Below are 22,077 nucleotides of genomic sequence, written 5' to 3'. Positions count from 1 at the left end.
GGAGGGTGCGGCCGCGGTGCTCCACGTTGAGAGGTTCCACGCGCCGAACGTAACAGAGCCCACACCCGGGCGCCAGGACCCGCAGCGGCGAACGCGAGGACCCGGCGCATTCGCAGTCGCCCCCGTTTAACAGTGCCCGAAGGGTCCGACATCGGGACGGCACCATACTTGGCGAACGCGAACGCGAACGCGAACGCGAACGCGAACGCGAACGCGAACGCGAACGCGAACGCGAACGCGAACGCGAACGGGCAACGGGCAACGGGCAACGGGCAACGGGCAACGGGCAACGGGCAACGGGCAACGGGCAACGGGCACCGGGCACCGGGCGGCCTACGGCAGCGTGTGCACGACCGGGTGAGGCCCGAGCGGCTTCGCAGCCAGGCCGTGGGGCGGCGTACATGAGCGTGTGCGCGTCCGGCACGGCCGAGCCGCTTCGCGGCCGGGCCGTGCGGTGGGTCGGCCCGCGCCCGGGACTACGATCGAGGCCGCCCGACGGTCGGTTCCCCCCGGCGGGTCCCCGCCGAGTTGGAGGTCCAGTGAGCCGCACGTACGAGCCGCCGAAGCCGCACCCCTCGGGCGCGGTGCCGCCCGAGCTGCCGCGCGACCTCGTGCCCAGGCACGTCGCCCTCGTCATGGACGGCAACGGTCGCTGGGCCAAGGACCGCGGCCTCAAGCGCACCGAGGGCCACACGATGGGCGAGGCGTCGCTGTTCGACACCATCGAGGGCGCCATCGAGATGGGCGTCGGCACCCTCTCCGCGTACGCGTTCTCCACCGAGAACTGGCGCCGCAGCCCCGACGAGGTCCGCTGGCTCATGGGCTTCAACCGCGACGTCATCCACCGCCGCCGCGACGAGCTCCACGCCATGGGCGTGCGCATCCGCTGGGCCGGGCGCCGCCCCAAGCTGTGGAAGAGCGTCATCAAGGAACTCGAAGTGGCCGAGGAGATGTCGAAGCACAACGACAAGATCACGCTCCAGTTCTGCGTGAACTACGGCGGCCGCGCCGAGATCGCCGACGCCGCCGCGGCCCTCGCCCGCGACGTCAAGGCCGGGCGCCTCAACCCCGACCGCGTCACCGAGAAGACCTTCGCGAAGTACCTCTACAACCCCGACCTGCCCGACGTCGACCTGTTCCTGCGCCCCTCCGGCGAGCAGCGCACCTCGAACTTCCTGCCCTGGCAGTCCGCGTACGCCGAGATGGTCTACCTCGACGTCCTCTGGCCCGACTTCGACCGCCGCCACCTGTGGCGCGCCTGCGAGATCTACGCCCGCCGGGACCGGCGCTTGGGTGGAGCCGAGCCCAATCCCGTCTCGGCCTGAGCGGACCGCGTCCGGGCGACCACCGCGGTGGAGCCGATCCGGAGGCGCAGGGGTGGAGCCGAGCCGAACCCCGTCTCGGCCTGAGCGGACCGCGTCCGGGCGACCACCGCGGTGGAGCCGATCCGGAGGCACAGGGGCGGAGCCGAGCCGAACCCCGTCTCGGCCTGAGCGGACCGCGTCCGGGCGACCACCGCGGTGGAGCCGATCCGGAGGCACAGGGGCGGAGCCGAGCCGAACCCCGTCTCGGCCTGAGCGGCCTACCGGAACGGCGTGTACTCGCGCCCTCTGTCCTGATCCGCGGCCAGCTTGTCGACCGCGACCTGGAGCTTCTCGATCCGGTCGAGCAGCAGCGCGGTGTCCGCGTGGATCTCGCCGTCCTCGTCGTCGATCTTCTGCGCCTCCTCCATCGAGGCCAGCACCACGCCGATCATGAGGTTCACCAGGATGAACGCGCCGAACAGGATGAACACCACGTAGTACGGCAGCGTCCACATGTTGTGCGCCATGCTGTCGCGGATGACGTTCCCCATGTCGTCGAACGCCACCAGCTGGAACAGGTTCAGCAGCGCCTTCCCCACCGACCCGAAGTGCTCCGGGTCGGTCCGGTAGAACGCGATCCAGCCGATCATCGCCCACAGGTACATGACCAGGCCCGTCAGCGCGAACACGCCCGCCGACTTCGGCAGCGCCTTACCGGCCGCCACCAGGATCACCCGCAGCGACGGCAGCGACCGGAAGATCCGCACGATCCGCGCCAGCCGCAGCATCCGCAGGATCGTCACGTTCTCGCGCAGGCCCGGCAGGAACGACGCCACCACGATCACGAAGTCGAAGACGTTCCAGCCGTCCTTGAAGTACCGCCACGGCCGCCGCCCGAACGACATGATCCCCGCGACCACCTCGAACGCGAAGAACCCCAGGCACACGTGGTCCACCCAGTGCAGGAAGTCCGCGGCCACGTCCATCGCGCCCTGGAACGTCATCGCCCCCAGCGCCGCCCCGTTGACCACGATCACCCACATCGACAGGATCTGGAACCGCCGGTTCGAGAGCAGCGCACGGCAGAAGGCGGGTACACGGCTGGGGGAGGTACCTAGGGTGGGGACTCGCACCGCCCAAGCGTAATAAGTGCGAACACGTCACAACTGCGGAGGTGAGCGGGCCGGTGACCCGGTCGGCGCCTCCCATGCCGCACAATGGGGCCGTGAGCGCCGACCTCGCCGACACCGGCACCGACAGCGACGCCCCCGCGGCCCCGCGGCCCCGCCGGGGCCTCACCTCCATCGAAGCCCTCGCCCTGCTCCTCGTCTTCGGCCTCACCGCCCGCCCCGGCCTCACCGAGCTCTTCGCCGCCCCCGCCGCCCAGGCGTGGTCCGCCCGCTTCGTCGCCGTCTGCGTCCAGGCGTTCCCGTTCCTCGTCCTCGGCGTCGCCCTCTCCGCCGCCATCAGCGCCTTCGTACCCGCCGACTTCTTCCACAAGGCCGTCCCCAAGCGCACCGCGCTCGCCGTCCCCGTCGCGGGCGTCGCCGGTGCGATCCTGCCCGCCTGCGAATGCGCCTCCGTGCCCGTCGCCGGGGCCCTCGTGCGCCGCGGCGTCGCCCCCGCCGCCGCGTTCACGTTCATGCTCGCCTCCCCGGCGATCAACCCGATCGTCGTCGTCTCCACCTTCGTGGCCTTCCCCGGCAACCCCGAGATGGTCGGCGCCCGCGTCGCCGCCTCGCTCCTCGCCGCCGTCACCATCGGCTGGCTCTGGGCGAAGCTCGGCAAGGCCGAGTGGCTGCGGCTGCCGCGGCACCGCCACCACGACGACGGGAAGTGGGCCGCGTTCTGGGCCGCGATCCGCCACGACTTCCTCCACGCCGGCGGCTACCTCGTCATCGGCGCCGCCATCGCCGCGAGCCTGAACACGCTGGTGCCGGAGACCTGGCTCGCGCCCATCGCCGACCACCCGGTCCTCGGCGTGCTCGCGCTGGCGGTCCTCGCGGTGCTCGTGTCGATCTGCTCGGAGTCCGACGCGTTCGTGGCCGCCTCGCTGACCCAGTTCTCGCCCACGGCGAAGCTCGCGTTCATGGTCGTCGGCCCGTTCATCGACGTGAAGCTCGCGGCCATGCAGGCCGGGACCTTCGGCCGCCGGTTCGCGGCCCGGTTCGCACCGGCGGCGTTCGTCGCGGCGGTCGCCGCCGCCGTGCTCATGGGGGCGGTCTGGCTGTGAGACTCGACGCGCAGGCGGTGATCCTGCTCCTGGTCGGCGGCGGGATGCTGCGCCTGGCCTGGACGGGCGCCTACCTCGACTACGTGAAGCCGTACGCGTTCTGGCTCATCGTGCCGGCCGGGGTCCTGCTGGTCGCGGTCGCCGCGATCACCGGTGTCCAGGCGTGGCGCGGGGAGCGCGCGGGCGACGACGGGCACGGGCACGGGGAGCCGAAGGTGGCGTGGCTGCTGCTCGCGCCGGTGGTCGGGATGCTGCTCGTGGCGCCGGGCGCGCTCGGGTCGTACGAGGCCGAGCGCACCGGGACCGTGGTCGGGGCCGAGGAGTCGCGGTCGAGCTATCCGGAGCTGCCCGACGACGTCGACCCGGTGCCCTTGACGCTCCTCGACTACGCCGCGCGGGCGATCTTCGACGAGGGCCAGACGCTGGAGGGGCACCGGATCCAGCTGCGCGGGTTCATCCTCTACGAGGGGGACGAGCCGCAGCTCGCGCGCATGGTCGTCTCCTGCTGCGCGGCCGACGCGCGGCCGGTGAAGATCGGGTTCGAGGGCGACGTGCCCGCCGGCCTGGAGCCGGACCAGTGGGTCGAGGTCGTCGGCGAGTACACCCCGCGCCAGGGCCGCGACGAGATCAACGGCGAGCTGGTGCCCTACATCGAGGTCGAGTCGATCACCCCGATCCCGGCGCCGGAGAACGAGTACCAATGAGACTCGATCGCGTGATACGGGTCATGCGATTTGCGCCCCGCGGGCGCGGAGCGCGAGTGTTCCTCCTGGTCGCGGGCCTCATCGACCTCGACCACGGGTCATATTAGCTGTTGACAATGATTGTCATGACGGAGCAAGGTTCAGAGATGCGCCGTTCCAGCTTGCTCATCCTCCCCATCGCCGGCCTCGCCGCCGCCAGCCTCGCCGCCTGCGGCGGCGAAGGCGGCTCGGACGGCGACGGCCTGAACGTCGTCGCCGCGTTCTACCCCCTCGCCTACGCCGCCGAGCAGGTCGGCGGCGACGACGTCACCGTCACCAACCTCACCCCCGCCGGCCAGGAGCCCCACGACCTCGAACTCGCCCCCTCCGACATCGCCGCGATCGAGGAGGCCGACTACGTCGTCTACCTGGGGGACTTCATCCCCGAACTCGACGCCGCCATCGAGGAGTACGCCTCCGACAAGGCCCTCGACGTCGCCACCGCCGTCGACACCATCGGCTACGACTCCACCCAGGCCCTTGCCGACGACCACGAGTCCGACCACGAAGGCGACGACCACGCCCACGAGGAAGGCGAGGAGTCCCACGAGGAGGAGGGCGAGGAGCACGCCCACGACGACGAGCTCGAAGGCACCGACCCCCACATCTGGCTCGACCCCGTCCGCTACGCCCAGATCGGCGACGCCATCGCCGACGGCCTCGCCGGGATCGACGAGGCCGACGCCGACCGGTACGCCACCGCCGCCGACGCCTTCACCGCCGACCTCACCGCGCTCGACGCCGAGTTCACCGACGGCCTCGCGAACCGCACCAGCGACGCCATCGTGACCTCCCACGCCGCCTTCGGCTACCTCGCCGACCGCTACGGCCTCACCCAGGTCGCCATCTCCGGCCTCAGCCCCGACCAGGAGCCCGACACGCAGCGGATGGCCGAGGTCGCCCAGTACGTCGAGGACAACGCCGTCACCACGATCTTCTTCGAGACCCTCGTGTCGCCCGACATCGCCGAGACCCTCGCCGCCGAGTCCGGCGCGCAGACCGCCGTGCTCGACCCGCTCGAAGGGCTCGCCGACGACAAGGCCGCCGACGGCGCCGACTACTTCACTGTGATGCGGGAGAACCTGGCCGCGTTGCAGACCGCCCTCGGTGCGGCGTAGGGCAGCATTAGCCGAATGCCCGTCCTCAACGTCCGCGGCGCGACCGTCTCCTACGGCGGTCGCGCCGTCGTGCGCGGCGCCGACCTCGCCGTCGCCCCCGGAGAGGCCGTCGCCCTCATGGGCGCCAACGGCTCCGGGAAGTCCACGCTCATCAAGGCCGTCGCCGGCCTCGTCCCGCTCGCCGGCGGGTCCATCGAGCTGTTCGGCACGCCGCAGAAGCGCTTCCGAGCCTGGAAGCGCATCGGCTACGTCCCCCAGCGCACCGGCGCCGCCTCCGGCGTCCCCTCCACCGCCGCCGAGGTCGTCTCCCAGGGCCGCCTCGCCCACCGCGCGCTCGGCATGCCGCCGCGCCGCGGCGACCGCGAGGCCGTCGCCCGCAGCCTCGCCGAGGTCGGCCTCGCCGACCACGCCCGCTGCTCTGTCGACACCCTCTCGGGCGGCCAGCAGCAGCGCGTCCTCATCGCCCGCGCCCTCGCCACCGACCCCGAACTGCTCATCATGGACGAGCCCACCGTCGGCGTCGACGCCGAGACGCAGGCCGCGCTCGCCGCCGTGATCGCCGCACGCGTCGACGCCGGGTGCGCCGTCCTCCTCGTCACCCACGAGCTCGGCCCGCTCACCGACCGCCTCGACCGCGCCGTGGTCCTCGCCGACGGGAAGGTCGTCCACGACGGCGCCCCGCCGCGCCCCGTCGGCGAGCACGCCGACCCCGCCCACGAGCATGTGCACCCGCATGCCAACGGCCACAACGACTCCGACGACCTCTGGGGCGGCAAGTGATCTTCGAGTACTTCCAGTACGAGTTCATGCAGCGCGCCCTCCTCAGCGCGCTGGTCGTCGGCCTGTGCGCGCCCACCGTCGGCGTGTTCCTCGTCCAGAAGCGCCTCGCGCTCATCGGCGACGGCCTCGGCCACGTCGCGCTCACCGGCGTCGCCGTCGGCTTCCTCACCGGCGCCGCGCCCGTGTGGACGACCCTCGCGGTCACCGTCGCCGCGGCCGTCGTCATGGAGCTGCTGCGCGCCAAGTCCAAGACCTCCGGCGACGTCGCGCTCGCCATGCTCTTCTACGGCGGCCTCGCCGGCGGCGTGTACCTCACCGGCATCGCCTCCGACAAGGGCATCGCGAACCTCCAGCAGTACCTGTTCGGGTCGCTCCTGACCGCGGGCTGGTCCGAGGTGTGGACGATCGTGGTCGGCGGCGCGGTCGTGGCCGCCCTCATGCTCGTGCTGCGGCCCTGGCTCACCGCGATCTGCGCCGACGAGCAGTACGCGCGCGTCTCTGGGCTCCCCGTCGCCGCCCTCAACCTGCTCCTGCTCGTCACCACCGCCGTCACCGTCTCGGTGTCGATGCGCGCGGTCGGCATCCTCCTCGTGAGCGCCCTCCTGGTGATCCCGGTGGTCACCGTGCAGCAGTTCACGCGCTCGTTCAAGGCCACCATGTTCGCCTCCATGGGCGCGGGCCTCCTCATCTCCGGCGCGGGCGTCCTCACCTCCGCCGCGCAGGACGTCCCGCCCGGCGCCACGATCGTGCTCATCGGTGTCGCCGCGTTCGTCGCCACCGCCTTCATCGCCGCGCTGACCAGGCGCGTGCGCCGGACCCGGCGCGGCCACCTGCCGCCCGAGGGCGAGCCGCTCGAGGTCGAGCTGCCCGCGAAAGCATGACCGCGCGGACACCTGGGACCTCACCGGAGGGCGCGACGCGATATTTTTGCGGGGTGCGCACCGAAGCCGAACCGACCGAAGCGCCCGCCGACTACGAGTCGGCCGGCGAGCTGCTGCGCGCGCTCGCCGCGCCGCTGCGCATCGCGATCGTGATGGAGCTGGCGGCGGGGCCCAAGTACGTGCACCAGATCGTCGAGACGCTCGGGGTCACGCAGCCGCTGGTCTCCCAGCACCTGCGGGTGCTGCGGGGCGCGGGCATCGTCCGCGGCACCAGGTCGGGCCGGGAGATCTCGTACTCGCTCATCGACGACCACATCGCGCACATCGTCACCGACGCCGTCAACCACGCCCGGGAGGAGCACTAGTGGCCACGAAGCCCCCGGCCGAGAACATGGCCCGGTCCACCAAGCAGCGGACCGCGATCCTCGAACTGCTCGAGCACGACGACGCGTTCCGCAGCGCCCAGGACCTCCACGCGATCCTGCGGGACGCCGGGTCCAAGATCGGCCTGACCACGGTCTACCGCACGCTCCAGGCGTTCGCCGAGGCCGACATCGTCGACGTCATGCGCCTGCCCGGCGGGGACCACCTGTACCGGCTCTGCGCCGCCGAGGAGCACCACCACCACCTGGTCTGCCGCTCGTGCGGCAAGACCGCGGAGGTGGCCGGGCCGACCGTGGAGCGCTGGGCCAACAAGGTCGCGGCCGAGCACGGGTTCACCGACGTCGGACACACGCTCGAACTCCACGGCCTGTGCGCCGAGTGCTCCAAGTAGGCTGAGCAGCGTGCTGGTTGTATATCGTTTCGCCGTAACCGAAGGCGAGACGGAGAGCTTCTCGCGCGACGCCGAGGACGCCTTGGCCGCGCTCGCCTCCTGCGGCGGCTACGTCCGCGGCGGGCTGGGCCGCGCCCTCGACGACTTCGATGCCGACGACGCCGTCTGGATGCTCTGGTCGGAGTGGGACGACGTCGGCTCCTACCGGCGCTCCCTCTCGAACTTCCAGGTCAAGATGGCCACGCCGCTGCTGTCGCGGGCGCTCCCCGAAGCCTCGGGCTTCGAGGTCCTCGCCGAATGCGCGCCCGGCGGGCGGCCGCGGCGCACCGACTCCGACCGCGAGGCCGACCCCGAGTCCGCCCGCAGGGAGGCCGCACGATGACCGACCGCGACCCCGCGCGACCCGAGGCGGACGCGCCGCAGCCTGAACCGGCCCCCGCGGAAGGCCAGGACGCCGGGACGCAGGCTGCCGACGACGTGGCGGCCGACGCCGTGCCGCAGCCCGAGCACGGCCGCGCCGAACCCGCCCCCGAGCCGGTCGAGCGCATCGACCCTCCGATCGAGCCGATCCCGGACCTCACGACCGCCCCTGAACCCGAGGCGCCCTCAAGGCAGGCGCCCGAGCCGATCGAGGCGGAGCCGCACACCAGCGTCGAGGCCGTGCCCGAGCCGGTCGCGCCCGCGCAGATCGCTCCCGAGTCCGGCGCCGCGCCGATCCCGTTCGAGCCCGAGCCGTCCGTGCCCGAGCGCACCGACGGCGCCGCGCCGGTCGCGCTCGCCCAGGACTTCGACCAGACCGCGGACCACGGCCAGACCCCCGGCTACATTCCCGCGACCGGGACCGATCCCGCCGCCGACCCTGCCGCCGACCTCGGCACCGCCGACACGCTCGCGCTGCCCCCCACCACGGCCGCCGTCGAGCCCCCGGTCGTCTCCTCCGCGCCGCCGCCCCCGACCGGTGTGCCGGTCCCGTTCGCGGCCCCGCCGACCGAGCGGAACGGCGGCAGGCTCGCGCTCAAGCTCGTCCTCGGCATCGGCGGCGGCGCGGCCGTCGTCGTCTCCGTGGTCGTCGCGATCATCCTCGCCGTCGCCACGATGACCAACTCGATCGCTGACGAGGTGCACGACACCGCCGCGGGCTTCGTCGCCGAACTCGCCGACGAGGACTGGGACGGCGCCTACGCGATGCTCTGCGACGACCTGCGCGACCGCCCCGCCGCGGACTACATCCCCGAGTGGGAGTCCTGGGAGCCGTCCAGCGCCGAGGTCCAGCCGCTGGCGTTCGACGACGTCGACGTGCGGGTGCGCCTCGGGAACGGCTCCGAGATCGCCCTGGTGATCCAGCTCGACCAGACCGCGGACTCGCTCGGCACGAGCGTGTGCGGCTGGTACGACGTCACGTAGCGGTCGGCCGCGCGGTCCTCAGCCGCCGTAGGGCGGCTGCGGCGGGTACTGCTGCGGTGGCCCCGGCGGGTACTGGCCCTGCTGCGGGAACTGCCCTTGCTGCGTCTGGCCCTGCTGCGGCGCCCCGTACGGCGCCTGCGGCTGCGACCCGTACTGCCCCTGCGTCCCGTACGTCTGCGGCACGACCACGATGAGCGCCCCGCCACCGCTGCCGGGCGTCCAGGCCCGCACGCCGGGCGTGAGCACCATGACGAACAGGACGACCAGCAGCACCGCGATCGCGAGGTTCCGTCCGGTGAGCAGCATCGGGTACACCGTGGGTTGGCCCGGGAGCGGGAACTCCCGGTACCGGAGGTACTGCACGAGCTGCATGAAGGCTAGGAACCCCCACACGGGCACCAGTATCGAGGTCCACACGATCGTGAAGACCCGCGCGCCGAACCGGCCGCGGTGCACGCCGATCGCGGTGAACAGCCCGCACACCAGGATCACGGCGGCCGCGACGGCCGTCAAAAGCAGCGCCCCCGAACCGAACGCGAGGCCGACGAAGTCGATCGCCGCCGCGTAGTCGCCGCGCCCGAGCGCGAGCATCGACTGGACCGAGCCGGCCGCGGCCCACGCGCTGAGCGCCATGAGCACCCCGGTGGCGAGCACGGTGAACCCCGCCGATCCGGGCCGCACGTCGGGCCGTTCGGGGGCCGGGCCCTGCGCGAACCCGCCGGGGCCGGCCGCGCCCGGCAGCTGCACCTCGCCTCTCTGGATGCGGTGCATGAGGATCCACTGCCGGGCCGACTTGGAGCACAGCAGCCCCAGGAGGGTCCCGTAGAGGCCGCCGAGGACGATCCCGACGAGGAGCGAGACCCAGCCGGTCTCGATGTAGACGATGCCGAAGGCGATCGCGGCGGTGCTGAGGGCGAGGCCGATGATCGCGGAGACCAGCGACCAGATCCACGCCCACCGCTTCCCGCGGGTGATGTGGACGCCGCTGGCGAGCGCCTGCACCGTCGAGTACAGGGCCCATGCGAGTCCGATGAGCCCGATCGGGGTGAAGTACTGGACGAGTCCGATCGCCGCGCCGACGTCGCCGAGCCCCGCGAGCGCGGTGAAGATCCACAGGATCGCCTGGATCCCGGTGATCGAGCCCGGTTTCCGCATCGTCGCCTCGGGCGGCGGGAGCTGCCCGGGGAGCATCTGGTCCGGCCGCTGCGGCACCGGCCCGTACGCGCCTCCGGGGCCCGCGGGCGCCTGCTGGGGCGGGGCGGGCGGGTACTGGAGGTGCGCCCGGTCGGGCGGCGGGGGCGGGAAGCTCATCGGGGCGGGGTCCTCGCGGTTCGGGAGTTCGGTAGCGGCCACCTTACCGGACGTCGCCCGGGCCGGAGGTCCGCTCGGAGCGGGGTTTTCACGCGTTCCGGGGAAGCGGCGGTTTGCTAGTCTGACTGACGCTGAACGACCTCCGATCAGAGCAGGACGCGCCGTGTCTGAGACAACGCCCACTTCCCATACGTTCCAAGTGGACCTGCGCGGCCTGGTGGACCTCCTGTCGCACCACCTGTACTCCTCGCCGAAGGTGTACGTGCGCGAGCTGCTGCAGAACGCCGTGGACGCGATCACCGCGCGGCGCCAGCTCGATCCGGAGTTCGACGCCGCTTTCGACACCGATAGCGCCGCCGTGCGCATCACCACCGACGGCCGCCGCCTGCGGATCACCGATCCCGGTGTGGGGCTGACGATCGCGGAGGTCCACAAGCTGCTGGCGACCATCGGCGGCTCGTCCAAGCGGGACGAGGAGATCGAGGGCGCGCGCCGGGACTTCCTGGGGCAGTTCGGCATCGGCCTCCTCGCGTGCTTCACGGTGGCCTCGGTCATCACCGTGACCTCCCGTTCGGCGCGGGACGCCGCCGCGCCCGCGGTCCGCTGGGCCGCGAAGGACGACGGCTCGTACACCGTCACCGAGGTCCCGCACGCCGAGCACCCCGAGCCGGGCACCACCGTCGAGCTCGTGGCCCGCCCCGGCGAGGACTGGCTGGAGCCCGACCGGGTCGTGCGGCTCGCCCGCGAGTACGGCTCCCTGCTGCCCGTGGCGATCACGGTCGAGCCCGAGGGCGGGGCGCCGGTCCGCATCACCGACACGCCGCCGCTGTGGGAACGCGAGTACCCCAACCCGACCGCGCGCCGCCTCGCCCTGAACCGCTACTGCGAGGAGGTCCTGGGGTTCGCGCCCCTCGACGTCATCGACCTCGACGTGCCGCTCTCGGGCCTGACGGGGGTCGCGTTCGTCCTCCCGCACGCCACCTCGCCGTCGGCCCGCCCGGCGCACCGCGTGCACCTCAAGCGCATGCTGCTCACCGACACCGCCGACAACCTGGTCCCGGAGTGGGCGTTCTTCGTCCGCTGCGTGGTCGACACGGACTCCCTGCGCCCCACCGCGTCCCGCGAGTCCCTGTACGACGACGAGGCCCTGGCGGTCGCCCGCGACGCGGTCGGCGCGCAGATCCGCGAGTGGATCTCCCGCCTCGCCGCCGAGGACCCGGCCCGCCTGGAGGCGTTCCTCGCCGTCCACGAGCTCGGCGTGAAGGCCCTCGCCCGCCACGACGAGGAGCTGCTGGCCGCGATGCTCCCGTGGCTGCGCTTCGAGACCACCGCCGGGCGCACCAGCCTCCCCGAGTTCGCCCGCGCCTACCAGCCGGTCTACCTGGCCGGCACGGTGGACGAGTACCGGCAGGTCGCCCAGATCGCCGCCGCCCAGGGCATCGGCGTCGTCAACGGCGGCTACACCTACGACGCCGAGCTCGTCCAGGCCCTGCCGCGCCTGGACCCGCAGGTGAAGGTCGAGCAGCTCCAGCCCGGCGTCATCTCCGCGAGCCTCGATCCGCTCGACACCCGCGCCGAGCTCGCCCTCCAGTCGTTCCTGGCCGCGGCCCGCGCCCGGCTCGACGCGGTCGACGTCGACGTGGTCGTGCGCGAGTTCAACCCCGTCTCGGTGCCCGCGCTCCTCCTCGACGACCGCGAGGCACGCCGCGAGCGCCAGCGCGCCGAGGCCGAAGCGCAGGCCGACGACCTGTGGGGCGGCATCCTCGCCTCCATCAAGCAGCACGCGCCCCGCGCCCAGCTCGTCCTCAACCACCGCAACCCGACCGTGCGCCGCATCGGCGCCATCGCCGACCCCGAGCTGGCCGGCACCGCCGTCGAGTCGCTGTACGGCCAGGCCCTGCTCATGAGCCACCGGCCGCTGCGCAGCGCTGACACCGCACTGCTGAACCGCTCTTTCATGAACCTGCTCGAACGCGTTACAAAGGATGAGCGACCCCAGGACTAGCAGTCCCTCGACCCCGCCCGAGAAAGACCGAGGACCCGCGATGGCCACTCCCGACCCCGACGCGATCTGGCGACTGCTCAACGAGGCGCGCTTCGAAGAGGCCGGGGAGGCGAAGGTCGCGGCCCTGGAGCGGGCGGTCGAGGCCGCCGACGCGGTCGGCGACCCCGAGCTGGTCAACTACGCGCTCAACGGGCTCGTCGACGCCTACGAGTTCTCGCGCGACTCCACGCGCCTGCTGGTGCCCTTCGCGCGGCTGCTGCGCGCCTTCGACACCCGCCCCGAGCACTTCGACGCCTACCTGACCCGGTCGCTGTACTGGACGTTCAAGTGGATCGTCGACTCGATGATCGAGCAGCCCGACGTGCCCCTGGAGTCGATCGAGCACTGGCTCCAGGAGATGCGCCGCCGCTACGCCGAGGCCGGGTACTCGATGCACGCGCCGGCCGCCTACGAGATGCAGCTGGCGTACCACACGGGCGACTACGACCGGGTCGCCCGCGCGATCGAGGCCCTCGGGGAGGCGGAGGAGGACGACATGTCCGACTGCACCGCCTGCCAGTACACGACGCTCGCGACGATCGTGTTCTACGCGGAGGAGGACTCCGCGGACGCCGCGATGGAGATGCTGGAGCCGGTCCTCGCCGGGGAACACTCGTGCGCGCACGAGCCGCACTACGGGCTCGCGCTCTCGCTGCTGCCGCTGGTGGAGCTGGGCCGCTCGGCGGAGGCCCGCGCGAACCACCTGCGCGGCTACCAGATGTGCCGCGGCAAGGAGGACATGGTCCCCATGATCGCGCTGCACGTCGAGTTCTGCGCGCTCACCGGCAACGAGCACCGGGCCGTGGAGATCCTGGCCGACCACGCCCGCTTCTTCGACCTCGACCTGGGGGTGCGCGAGCGCCAGCGGCTCCTGGAGGTCGCGGTCCTCACCTGCCGGCGGCTGACGGCCCTCGGCTTCGCCGACGCGGCCGTCCCGGGCCCGGGCGGGCGGGAGTGGACGGCGGGGGAGCTGCACGAGTGGGCCGAGGCCGAGCGGGCCGCGGTGTGCGCGCGCTTCGACGCCCGCAACGGCAACGACCACCACTCGCGCATGTCCGCGTGCGTCGTCGAGTCCACCCCCTACGACCAGCCGGTCCACTTGGGGCTCAAGGAGCCCCGCAAGCCCGAGCCGGGCGTGGCCCTCCCGGCGGACGCGCCCGTGGAGGGCGCCGACCTCGACGCCGCGATCGACGCCGCGTACGCCGCCTACGACGCGTGCTCGCCGGACACGTGGAAAGCGTGGCTCACCGTCGGGGCGATCGCTGACGCCCTCGGCATCGAGCTCATCGCCGAGCACCGCGCCGAGATCGCCCACGCCGAGTCCGCCCGCGCCGACGACCCCGCCGAGATCGAGGACGGCCTGCGCCGCGCCGTCGCCCTGTTCGGCACGGCCGGGCAGCCCGGCCGCGCGCTCGTCGCCGAGGCGTTCCTGCTCATCCACCGGGCCGAGAGCGCTCCCCGGGACGTGCCCGCCGGGGCCGCCCAGATCACCGCCACCGCGCAGCGCCTGGGCGCCGAGGGCCGCATCGACGACCGGAGCCTGCACACCAGCCAGGTCCTCGCGATGCGCGCCGAGTACCTCGCCGCCGCGGGCGAGCCCGTCCCGGGCCTGGACGCCCGCGCCGAAGCCCTCGAAGCCGAGCTCGCCGAGCTCCCGGGCCGCCGCTACGCGCTCATCCGCCGCTGCGACCTCCTCGACCTGCGCGCCCGCCTCACCGGCGACGCCGACGCCAAGACCTGGCTGCTCACCACCGAACTGGAGGTCGCCCGCGCCGCCGACGCCGGGTGGGCCGTGGCCCGCGCCTGCGCCGACCTCGCCGACCAGGTCGGCCTCACCGGTGACTTCACCGCCGCGTACGCGATCACCCGGGAGGGCCTGACCGCCCTCGGCGACGAGCCGAGCCGCACCATCGCCGCGAAGCTCCACCTCCAGGCCGCCGAGTTCCGCATGCGCGAAGGCGACCACTCCGGCACCTACGAGCACGCGCTGGCCGCCTCGGTGCACTGCGACGCCGTCGGCATGACCGTCCCCGGCGCCGTGGCCCGCCACCTCATGGGCGCGGCCCTGGTGGAGATGGAGCGCCGCGCCGAGGCCATCCCGATCCTGGAGGAGGCCCTGGAGGACCTGCCGGACGCGGAGCTGTGGCGGGTGTGCAACATCCGCTTCAACCTCGCGGAGGCGTACGACAAGCAGGAGGACACCCGCCGGGGCGTCGAGCACGGCCTGGCCGCGCTGGCGCTCATGGAGACCCGCCGCGAACTGGGCCACGCCCCGCTGTACGCCGACACGCTGTTCCTCACCGGGGAGCTGCTGGAGAAGCTCGGCGAGCACGAGCACGCCCTGGAGGTGTACACGCGCGCCGCCGAGGCCGCCGAGGAGGTCGGGGACCTGACGTCGTGGGCGCGGGTGAGCCGGGCCCGGGTGTGGCTGCTGCGCACCATGTCCGGCGACACGGCGTTCGGCGAGGGCCTCCAGGCGATGGCGCACATCGCGGCCGGCCTCATCGCCGAGCGCACCGACGCGTCCCTCCCGGAGTCCTCGCGCGAGTCGGCCCGGTTCGAACTCGGCGAGACCTACCGGCAGCACGCGCAGCTGACGTTCCAGTTCCTGGAGTCCCAGGCGGGCGAGCCGGGCCTGCGCCGGGACGAGGCCGAACCGGTCCTCGACCTCCAGCGGCGCGCGCTGGCGGTGTTCCGCGACGGCCCGCTCCTGCTCGAACGCGCGAGCCTGGTCGCGCACCAGTCGATGTGGCTGCTCGCGGAGCTGGGCGACACCGCGGGCGCGATCGAGGCGGGGGAGGAGGCCCTGGGCTGGCTCGCGGCCCCCGAGCACGCCGAGGCCCGGGAGGGCTTCGAGCAGCACCTGGCCGACCTCCGGCAGGGGGCCGCGGGGGCCTGACTCGCCAGCGGGGCGCGCACAGCGGGCCCGCTACCGCGAGGTACGCTTGCCCACCGGCGGCAGCGGCGCACACTCGGTGCGCCCGAACGTTCACCACCAGGTCGAAACCGGGTTGAACTGCCGCCGTCTGAGTGATCTGCTCAGAGGATCTCAACAGAGGAATCATCCGCAGTCTCACCGACCGCCAGCCGGATCGAGAGGAATCATCGTGTCCCAGGACCGCACCGAAGCGCTCATCAGCCTGTCCAAACGCCGCGGCTTCGTCTTCCCCAGTTCGGAGATCTACGGAGGCACCCGCTCAGCTTGGGACTACGGCCCGCTCGGTGTGGAGCTGAAGGAGAACATCCGCCGCGAGTGGTGGAACGCGATGGTCCGCGAGCGCGACGACGTCGTCGGCCTCGACTCCGCCGTGGTCCTCAACCCCCAGGTGTGGGTCGCCAGCGGCCACCTGGAGGAGTTCACCGACCCGCTCACCGAGTGCCAGTCGTGCCACAAGCGCTTCCGCGCCGACCACCTCGTCGAGGCGTACCAGGAGAAGCACGACGGCGCCGAGCCCGAGAACGGCCTGGCCGACCTCGCGTGCCCGCACTGCGGCGCCCGCGGCTCCTTCACCGAGCCGCGCATGTTCAACGGCATGATGAAGACCTTCCTCGGCGCCGTCGAGGACTCGGAGAACACGCACTACCTGCGCCCCGAGACCGCCCAGGGCATCTTCGTGAACTTCACGAACGTGATGACCGCCTCGCGCAGGAAGCCGCCGTTCGGCATCGCCCAGACCGGCAAGAGCTTCCGCAACGAGATCACGCCCGGCAACTTCATCTTCCGCACCCGCGAGTTCGAGCAGATGGAGATGGAGTTCTTCGTCGAGCCGGGCACCGACGAGGACTGGCACGAGTACTGGCTCACCGAGCGGTGGAACTGGTACGTCGAGCTGGGCCTGAGCGAGTCGAACCTGCGCCGCTACGAGCACCCGAAGGACAAGCTCTCCCACTACTCGAAGCGCACCGTCGACATCGAGTACCGCTTCAACTTCGCCGGCTCCGAGTTCGGCGAGCTGGAGGGCATCGCCAACCGCACCGACTTCGACCTGTCGACCCACTCGAAGCACTCGGGCGCCGACCTGTCCTACTTCGACCAGGCCAAGGGCGAGCGGTGGACGCCGTACGTCATCGAGCCCGCGGCGGGCCTGACCCGCTCGGTGCTCGCGTTCCTGCTGGAGGCGTACGACGTCGACGAGGCCCCGAACACCAAGGGCGGCGTCGACAAGCGCACCGTGCTGCGCTTCGACCCGCGCCTGGCCCCCGTGAAGGCCGCGGTCCTGCCGCTGAGCCGCAACGAGGACCTGTCGCCGAAGGCGAAGGACCTGGCCGCGCGCCTGCGCCGCCACTGGAACGTCGACTTCGACGACGCCGGCGCCATCGGCCGCCGCTACCGCCGCGCCGACGAGATCGGCACGCCCTACTGCATCACCGTCGACTTCGACACCCTCGAGGACCAGGCCGTGACCATCCGCGACCGCGACTCGATGAAGCAGGAGCGCGTCGCCCTCGACCAGGTCGAGCGGTACCTCCTCGAACGGCTCTAGCCGCCGCCCAGCGAACGGGGGCCGATCTCGGTGCGACCGAGGTCGGCCCCTTCGGGTATCCAGGACGCGTGCAGGTCGAGCTCCTGCACCGTCTCGCCCTCCATGACCGTGCGCCAGCCCGCCGAGCCCAGCTCGAACGAGAACGGGTCCTCCGCGGCCGGCAGCCCCCCGATGAGCGCCCCCGCGGCGTCGCGGAACAGCACCGCGAGCCGGATCTCCCGCGTGGCGTCGCTGACGACCCGGTAGTGCAGCCGGTACCCCTCGGGGCTCAGCAGCGGCTCGACCGACAGGACCGTGATCTCCGGGAGCGGGTCCACCACGCCGTAGTCGAGCTCGTCGGGGCCCAGCTCCGCCGGGTCGGGGGAGAGGAACGACGGTTCCCGGGTCTCCAGGCGCAGGTCGGCGGGGTCGAGGTCGAGCTGCGTGGAGGACAGGACGTGCCCCACGGTCACCGAGGTGTCCGCCGGGATCGGATTGGGGTAGAAGCTCTCCAGCGCGGTCGCGGGGGCGCCGTCGCGCATCGCCACGATGTCGATCGAGCCGGGGCTGATGATCGCGGTGTCGAACGGGTTGCGGACCACCGCGCCCAGGATCACCCGCTCGAAGCCCAGTTCGTCCACGACGGTGCTGAACCCGTACTCGGTGATCTGGAACTCGACCTGCGGGCCGCTGGTGAAGTCGAACCAGTCCTGGGCCGCGGTCGGCAGTTCGGAGACCTCGGCGATGTCGTCGTAGGGGCGCGGCTGCCATTCGACCGACACGGCCAGGACCACGGCCGCCGCCGCGAGCGCGACGGCGAACGGCAGGCGGGGCAAGGGCTCCAGGCGGTGCGCGGCGCGGGCCGCCAGCCGCCGGGCCTTCCCGGCCTGGACGCCGATCCACCTGTTCGAGGGCATAAGAGGTCCCGAGTGAGAACGCTACACTTTGCTCACCACGGTAGCGGCGCTTCGCCCCGCCCGCGCTCCGGGGTTCGGCGAACGCCACGCGGGCTGCGGCGGGGTCACAAGGGGGCCAACGTGTCCGGAGCGGCGTCACCCGACCGCTGGGCCGACGAGCACGACATCGACCTCGGCGCCGTCGAGTCGCCCGAGGCGGCCCCGGCACCGCCGGCCCCCGCGCCGCGGCGCATGCGCTTCCCCAACGCCGCCATGGCCTTCGCCGCGGTCGTCCTCGCCCTCGCCGCCGGGGTCGTCACCGTCGCCAAGTGGCTGCCGGCCGCCGAGCTCAACGCCGAGGAGGTCGTCACCGGGTTCCTGGAGGCCGCCCGGCGCGGCGACATCGCCGCCGCGCTGGCGTTCACCGACCAGCCGCACGCCACCGGCGACTTCCTCGTCCCCGAGGCCCTCGACACCCGCTGGAGGGTCGTCGAGGTCGGCCAGGTCTCCTACACGAAGAGCCCGCGCCCGGGCCGCGTCACCACCCAGGTGTACGCCGAGATCGAGGCGTTCGACGGCACGCGCATCGGGTTCCGGTACCTCGTGGGCATCGAGGACGGCGCGGCCGTCATCGAGAACGCGCTCGCCACCAGCGAGGCGTACCCGGCGTTCGACCACCTCGACGTCAACGGCGTCACCGCGAAAGTGGACGAGGCCATGGGGATCACCAACCTCATGCTGCTGCCGGGCGTGTACGAGTTCTACCCCGACCTGCCGTCCACGATGGAGCTGGAGACCGAGGGCGCCGTGCTGGCCCTGGGGAACCGGTTCGTGCTCCTGGGGGAGGACCGGTCCGACGAGTGGCTGCCGATCCCCTGGCCCACGGTCTCGGCCGAGGGCGAGGCGCTCATCGACACCGCGCTGGTGGCGTACCTGGACGCGTGCGTCGCGGCCCCGGACACGGCCGGCTGCCCGCTCGGGTTCCCGGCCGACGAGACCCGCACGGTGGCGCCCGCGCCGGGGGCGGCCTGGGAGATCGCGTCCTACCCGAAGGTCGACGCGCAGTGGTGGGGGTACGAGCTGCTCCAGGGCTTCGTGCTCGTGACCACCGAGCCCGGCGAGGCGCGCATCGCGGCGGTCGTCACCGAGGGCGGCGAGTCGCGCGAGACGGTGGTGAGCTGCCCGATCTGGGCCGACGGCCTCTTCGCGGACCTCGACTTCGCGGGCGGCGCGGCGATCACGCGCGCCGACGGCACGACCATCGAGCGCTGCAATTCGCTCGTGGAGGTGGAGTAGGCGGCGTCCGCGCGGGACGTGCCGGTGGAGCGGGGCGCGGCCCGGGGCCGCGCGGGCTCAGTCGCTGTGGATGACGCAGTCGCAGTCGACCCACGCGGGGGCCGAGGCGCGATCGGTGTGCGTGATGTAGTGGCCGCGGCTCTCCGACGCCCAGAGGGACGCGGGGCTCGCGGGCACGTCGGCCTGGACCTCGGCGGTCAGGATGTCGGACGCCTCGATCGGGGCGGTCTCCACTTGCTGGACCATTGCTGTTCTCGCTCCTTCGTCTCTTCCGAGTCAACGCGGCGACGGCTCACCTGGTTCCGGGCTTGAGAGCAGTTTCACAGCGCACTCGCAACGCCCAGATTAGCGTCCCCCGGCGACGGGCATGTAACGGTTTCATGCCAATGGGCCGCCGGGGGTGCAGGTCACAGCCGTGGCCTCATCCGTTCGGCTGAGGCTCCTACCAGGACGATTTCCGCACTCCGGGCAATTCGCCGCGGTGCGCCATCGCCCTGAGTCGGACACGCGACAGTTCGAATTTCCGGAAGACGCCCCGCGGGCGCCCGTCCACTGCATCGCGGTTGCGCAGCCGCACCGCCGCGGAGTCCCGCGGCAGCCGCTGGAGCGCCCGCACCGCCTCGGCGCGGGCCTCCGGCGCCGTCCCGGGGTGCGCAACGAGCCGCTTCAGCTCCGCGCGCCGCTCCCGGTACCGCGCCACCAGGACTTCGCGCCGCCGCTGCCGGGCGACCGCCGATTTCTTGGCCATCTAGCGGGCCTCCCTGCTCTGCCGCCGGTCCAGGGTCGTCACTAGCGGTCCTCTCTGAACTCGACGTGCTTCCGGGCGACCGGGTCGTACTTGCGCAGCACCATCCGGTCCGGGTCGCTCCTGCGGTTCTTGCGCGTCACGTACGTGTACCCCGTCCCCGCGGTGGACCGCAGTTTCACGACGGGCCGCACGTCGGTGCTCTTCGACGCCATCTCAGATCTTCCTTCCCCGTGCTCTGACGCGTGCCACGACGGCTTCGACGCCGTCGCGGTCGACGATCTTGATCCCCTTGGTCGACAGCCGGAGCCGCACATAGCGGCCCTCGCTGGCCAGGTAGTACCGCTTGGACTGGAGGTTCACGTTCCAGCGCCGGCGGGTCCTGTGCTTCGACCACGGCACGTTGTTGCCGAACCCGGGGCCCGCCCCGGTCACGTCGCATGTTCTGGGCACGTCGCCCTCCCTTCGATCCTTCAACTATAATGACAATCGTTTTCAATTGAAGCGGAGGTCCCATGTCCCACCTCGCCCAGTCCGGCACCGCAGCGCAGCAGGCCGACCTGCGCCCGGCCCTGACGCTCCTGACCGGCTTCGCCCCCGAGGCGGTGAACGCCGCCGCCGACCTGCTCACCCGCGCCGACCCCGCCCTCCTCGTCGTCGGCTACGACCTCGCCGCCCTCGCGGGCGAGGGCACCGTCCGCCGCACCGTCCGCGACGGCACCGGCGTCATCGAGGACGAGCGCACCGCCCTCGAACACGGCTGCCTCTCCTGCACCGTCCGCGAAGACCTCCTCCCCGCCCTCGTGCGCCTCGCCCGCACCCGGCCCGGCGGCGACATCGCCCTCGTCCTCCCGCCCAACATGGAGCCCGAGACCGTCGCCACCGCCTGCTCCTGGACCCACGTCGACGGCGCGCCCGTCACCGACGCCGTCCGCATCGACTCCGTCGTCGCCGTCTGCGACCCCGCGAGCCTCCTCGACACCCTCGACTCCGACCAGGACCTCGCCGACCGCGGCCTCCACGCCGCCGACGACGACGCCCGTTCAGTCGCCGACACCGCCGCCCGCCAGATCGAGTACGCCGACACCGTCCTCCTCTGGGCACTGGGCACCGGTCCCGGCAGCGGCTTCGACACCTACGAGCACACCCGCCTCGCCGTCCTCCTCCAGCGCCTCAACCCCTGGGCCCGCCACCTCGTCGTCGACCTCGACGAACCCGCCTGGCTCTCCGCCCGCCTGCGCCGCAGCGGCCGCTTCGACCCCGACGCCCCCGAGCCCTACGGTCGCGGCCTGGAGGGCTACGCCGTCGGCAGCCACGAGCCCGAACCCGACTGCGGTGTGGTCGCCGCCGTCTACCGCGCCCGCCGGCCCTTCCACCCCGCGCGCTTCCACCAGGCCCTCCCCGCCATCGCCGGGAAGACCCTCCGCGGCCGCGGCCACCTGTGGCTCGCGTCGCAACCGGACGCGATCGTCGCCTGGGAGTCCAGCGGCGGCGGCGTCGCCATGGGCGACCTCGGACGCTGGCTCGCGGCCACCCCCGACGAGGAGTGGGAGCACTCGAGCCCCGAGCGCCGCGTCACCGCCGACCTGCACTGGGACGCCGACTACGGCGACCGGGAGACCCAGCTCGCGTTCGTCGGCCTGCACTTCGCGGCCGACGAGCTCACCGCGCTCCTCGACGCCTGCCTCCTCACCGACGCGGAGGCCGCCGAGGGCGAGCGGCGCTGGCGGGAATACGACGACCCGTTCGACGGTTGTTTCGACGGCAAGGAAGGGATTCAGCAATGAAACAGAGCATCCACCCGAACTACGAGCACGTGGTCTTCCGCGACCGCGGCGCCGACTTCGCCTTCCTCACGCGGTCCACGGCCACGTCGGCCGAGACCGTGGAGTGGGAGGACGGCCGGACCTACCCGGTGATCGACGTCCAGATCTCCTCGGCCTCGCACCCGTTCTGGACCGGCAAGAACCGCGTCCTCGACGACGAGGGCCGCGTCGCCAAGTTCTACAAGCGCTACGGCCAGAAGGGCAAGTAGGCGCGCACGACCGCAGGAGGGGCCTCCCCGGCACCGGGAGGCCCCTCCT

At 72.5% G+C, this 22,077-nt stretch carries 23 protein-coding genes; 16 read left to right on the top strand and 7 right to left on the bottom strand.

The window, feature by feature from the left end:
* The first annotated feature begins 539 nt into the window (after window positions 1–539).
* On the top strand, window positions 540–1,325 hold the full coding sequence (locus tag BLS99_RS05225; RefSeq protein WP_218126265.1) for an isoprenyl transferase: 786 nt from the start codon (window positions 540–542) through the stop codon (window positions 1,323–1,325).
* Window positions 1,326–1,582: 257 nt separating this feature from the next.
* On the opposite strand, the gene BLS99_RS05220 is transcribed toward BLS99_RS05225, so the two are convergent.
* The gene (locus BLS99_RS05220) at window positions 1,583–2,437 is read right to left on the bottom strand and encodes an ion transporter (protein ID WP_143034694.1); all 855 of its coding nucleotides are present in this window, start codon (window positions 2,435–2,437) and stop codon (window positions 1,583–1,585) included.
* 74 nt (window positions 2,438–2,511) lie between these two features.
* Between BLS99_RS05220 and BLS99_RS05215 the strand changes: the two genes are divergently transcribed.
* The 9 genes from BLS99_RS05215 to BLS99_RS05175 all read left to right on the top strand — a co-directional run bounded on the left by BLS99_RS05215 (window position 2,512) and on the right by BLS99_RS05175 (window position 9,238).
* A complete protein-coding gene (locus BLS99_RS05215) occupies window positions 2,512–3,537 on the top strand; it encodes a permease (RefSeq protein WP_091044585.1) in 1,026 nt (341 codons plus the stop codon).
* Window positions 3,534–4,241: a TIGR03943 family putative permease subunit gene (locus tag BLS99_RS05210; protein ID WP_091044582.1), complete on the top strand. Its 708-nt coding sequence runs from the start codon at window positions 3,534–3,536 to the stop codon at window positions 4,239–4,241. The genes BLS99_RS05215 and BLS99_RS05210 overlap by 4 nt, the downstream gene beginning before the upstream one ends.
* Before the next feature lie 146 nt (window positions 4,242–4,387).
* The gene (locus BLS99_RS05205; protein WP_176953200.1) at window positions 4,388–5,398 is read left to right on the top strand and encodes a metal ABC transporter substrate-binding protein; all 1,011 of its coding nucleotides are present in this window, start codon (window positions 4,388–4,390) and stop codon (window positions 5,396–5,398) included.
* Between the two features lie 15 nt (window positions 5,399–5,413).
* A complete protein-coding gene (locus BLS99_RS05200) occupies window positions 5,414–6,178 on the top strand; it encodes a metal ABC transporter ATP-binding protein (RefSeq protein ID WP_091044576.1) in 765 nt (254 codons plus the stop codon).
* 26 nt (window positions 6,179–6,204) lie between these two features.
* Window positions 6,205–7,059, top strand: coding sequence for a metal ABC transporter permease (locus BLS99_RS05195; RefSeq protein ID WP_091044957.1), 855 nt, complete (start codon window positions 6,205–6,207; stop codon window positions 7,057–7,059).
* 53 nt (window positions 7,060–7,112) lie between these two features.
* Window positions 7,113–7,424 (top strand): ArsR/SmtB family transcription factor, encoded by a 312-nt coding sequence (locus BLS99_RS05190; protein WP_218126262.1) that lies wholly within the window; start codon window positions 7,113–7,115, stop codon window positions 7,422–7,424.
* 26 nt (window positions 7,425–7,450) lie between these two features.
* On the top strand, window positions 7,451–7,834 hold the full coding sequence (locus BLS99_RS05185; RefSeq protein ID WP_091044956.1) for a Fur family transcriptional regulator: 384 nt from the start codon (window positions 7,451–7,453) through the stop codon (window positions 7,832–7,834).
* 10 nt (window positions 7,835–7,844) lie between these two features.
* Complete coding sequence (locus tag BLS99_RS05180; RefSeq protein WP_176953199.1) at window positions 7,845–8,216, top strand: antibiotic biosynthesis monooxygenase; 372 nt, start codon at window positions 7,845–7,847, stop codon at window positions 8,214–8,216.
* Entirely contained in the window at window positions 8,213–9,238 is a 1,026-nt protein-coding gene (locus BLS99_RS05175) for a hypothetical protein (protein WP_091044569.1), read from the top strand. The genes BLS99_RS05180 and BLS99_RS05175 overlap by 4 nt, the downstream gene beginning before the upstream one ends.
* 18 nt (window positions 9,239–9,256) lie before the next feature.
* Here BLS99_RS05175 and BLS99_RS26515 read toward each other — a convergent pair whose 3' ends face one another.
* Window positions 9,257–10,591, bottom strand: coding sequence for a hypothetical protein (locus BLS99_RS26515; protein ID WP_218126260.1), 1,335 nt, complete (start codon window positions 10,589–10,591; stop codon window positions 9,257–9,259).
* A gap of 121 nt (window positions 10,592–10,712) precedes the next feature.
* Here BLS99_RS26515 and BLS99_RS05170 point away from each other — a divergent pair, with 121 nt between their 5' ends.
* The 3 genes from BLS99_RS05170 (at window position 10,713) to BLS99_RS05160 (ending at window position 17,077) form a co-directional block, all read left to right on the top strand.
* Window positions 10,713–12,554 carry an HSP90 family protein gene (locus tag BLS99_RS05170; RefSeq protein WP_218126258.1) on the top strand — a complete coding sequence of 614 codons (1,842 nt, stop codon included), beginning with the start codon at window positions 10,713–10,715 and terminating at the stop codon, window positions 12,552–12,554.
* Window positions 12,555–12,594: 40 nt separating this feature from the next.
* Window positions 12,595–15,492 carry a tetratricopeptide repeat protein gene (locus BLS99_RS05165; protein WP_091044563.1) on the top strand — a complete coding sequence of 966 codons (2,898 nt, stop codon included), beginning with the start codon at window positions 12,595–12,597 and terminating at the stop codon, window positions 15,490–15,492.
* Window positions 15,493–15,700: 208 nt separating this feature from the next.
* The gene (locus tag BLS99_RS05160; RefSeq protein ID WP_091044559.1) at window positions 15,701–17,077 is read left to right on the top strand and encodes a glycine--tRNA ligase; all 1,377 of its coding nucleotides are present in this window, start codon (window positions 15,701–15,703) and stop codon (window positions 17,075–17,077) included.
* Here the strand turns inward: BLS99_RS05160 and BLS99_RS05155 are convergent.
* Complete coding sequence (locus BLS99_RS05155; protein ID WP_091044556.1) at window positions 17,074–17,973, bottom strand: hypothetical protein; 900 nt, start codon at window positions 17,971–17,973, stop codon at window positions 17,074–17,076. The genes BLS99_RS05160 and BLS99_RS05155 overlap by 4 nt on opposite strands.
* 120 nt (window positions 17,974–18,093) lie before the next feature.
* Between BLS99_RS05155 and BLS99_RS05150 the strand changes: the two genes are divergently transcribed.
* Entirely contained in the window at window positions 18,094–19,248 is a 1,155-nt protein-coding gene (locus BLS99_RS05150) for a hypothetical protein (protein WP_091044552.1), read from the top strand.
* Between the two features lie 57 nt (window positions 19,249–19,305).
* Here BLS99_RS05150 and BLS99_RS05145 read toward each other — a convergent pair whose 3' ends face one another.
* The 4 genes from BLS99_RS05145 to rpmB form a co-directional block, all read right to left on the bottom strand.
* Window positions 19,306–19,494 carry a hypothetical protein gene (locus BLS99_RS05145; protein WP_091044549.1) on the bottom strand — a complete coding sequence of 63 codons (189 nt, stop codon included), beginning with the start codon at window positions 19,492–19,494 and terminating at the stop codon, window positions 19,306–19,308.
* A gap of 196 nt (window positions 19,495–19,690) precedes the next feature.
* Window positions 19,691–19,996, bottom strand: a complete 306-nt coding sequence (gene rpsN, locus BLS99_RS05140; protein ID WP_091044546.1) for a 30S ribosomal protein S14 — start codon at window positions 19,994–19,996, stop codon at window positions 19,691–19,693.
* Between the two features lie 41 nt (window positions 19,997–20,037).
* Complete coding sequence (gene rpmG, locus BLS99_RS05135) at window positions 20,038–20,208, bottom strand: 50S ribosomal protein L33 (RefSeq protein ID WP_091044543.1); 171 nt, start codon at window positions 20,206–20,208, stop codon at window positions 20,038–20,040.
* A 1-nt stretch (window position 20,209) separates the two neighbouring features.
* Window positions 20,210–20,446: a 50S ribosomal protein L28 gene (gene rpmB / locus BLS99_RS05130; RefSeq protein WP_091044539.1), complete on the bottom strand. Its 237-nt coding sequence runs from the start codon at window positions 20,444–20,446 to the stop codon at window positions 20,210–20,212.
* Window positions 20,447–20,508: 62 nt separating this feature from the next.
* Here rpmB and BLS99_RS05125 point away from each other — a divergent pair, with 62 nt between their 5' ends.
* Complete coding sequence (locus tag BLS99_RS05125) at window positions 20,509–21,780, top strand: CobW family GTP-binding protein (RefSeq protein WP_091044535.1); 1,272 nt, start codon at window positions 20,509–20,511, stop codon at window positions 21,778–21,780.
* The gene (locus BLS99_RS05120; protein WP_091044532.1) at window positions 21,777–22,028 is read left to right on the top strand and encodes a type B 50S ribosomal protein L31; all 252 of its coding nucleotides are present in this window, start codon (window positions 21,777–21,779) and stop codon (window positions 22,026–22,028) included. The genes BLS99_RS05125 and BLS99_RS05120 overlap by 4 nt, the downstream gene beginning before the upstream one ends.
* Window positions 22,029–22,077 lie beyond the last annotated feature (49 nt).

It is taken from the genome of Glycomyces sambucus (assembly GCF_900102815.1).
Lineage (GTDB): Bacteria > Actinomycetota > Actinomycetes > Mycobacteriales > Micromonosporaceae > Glycomyces > Glycomyces sambucus.
Note: the sequence above shows the minus strand (reverse complement) of the source record. Positions and strands in the feature narration are given on the sequence as shown.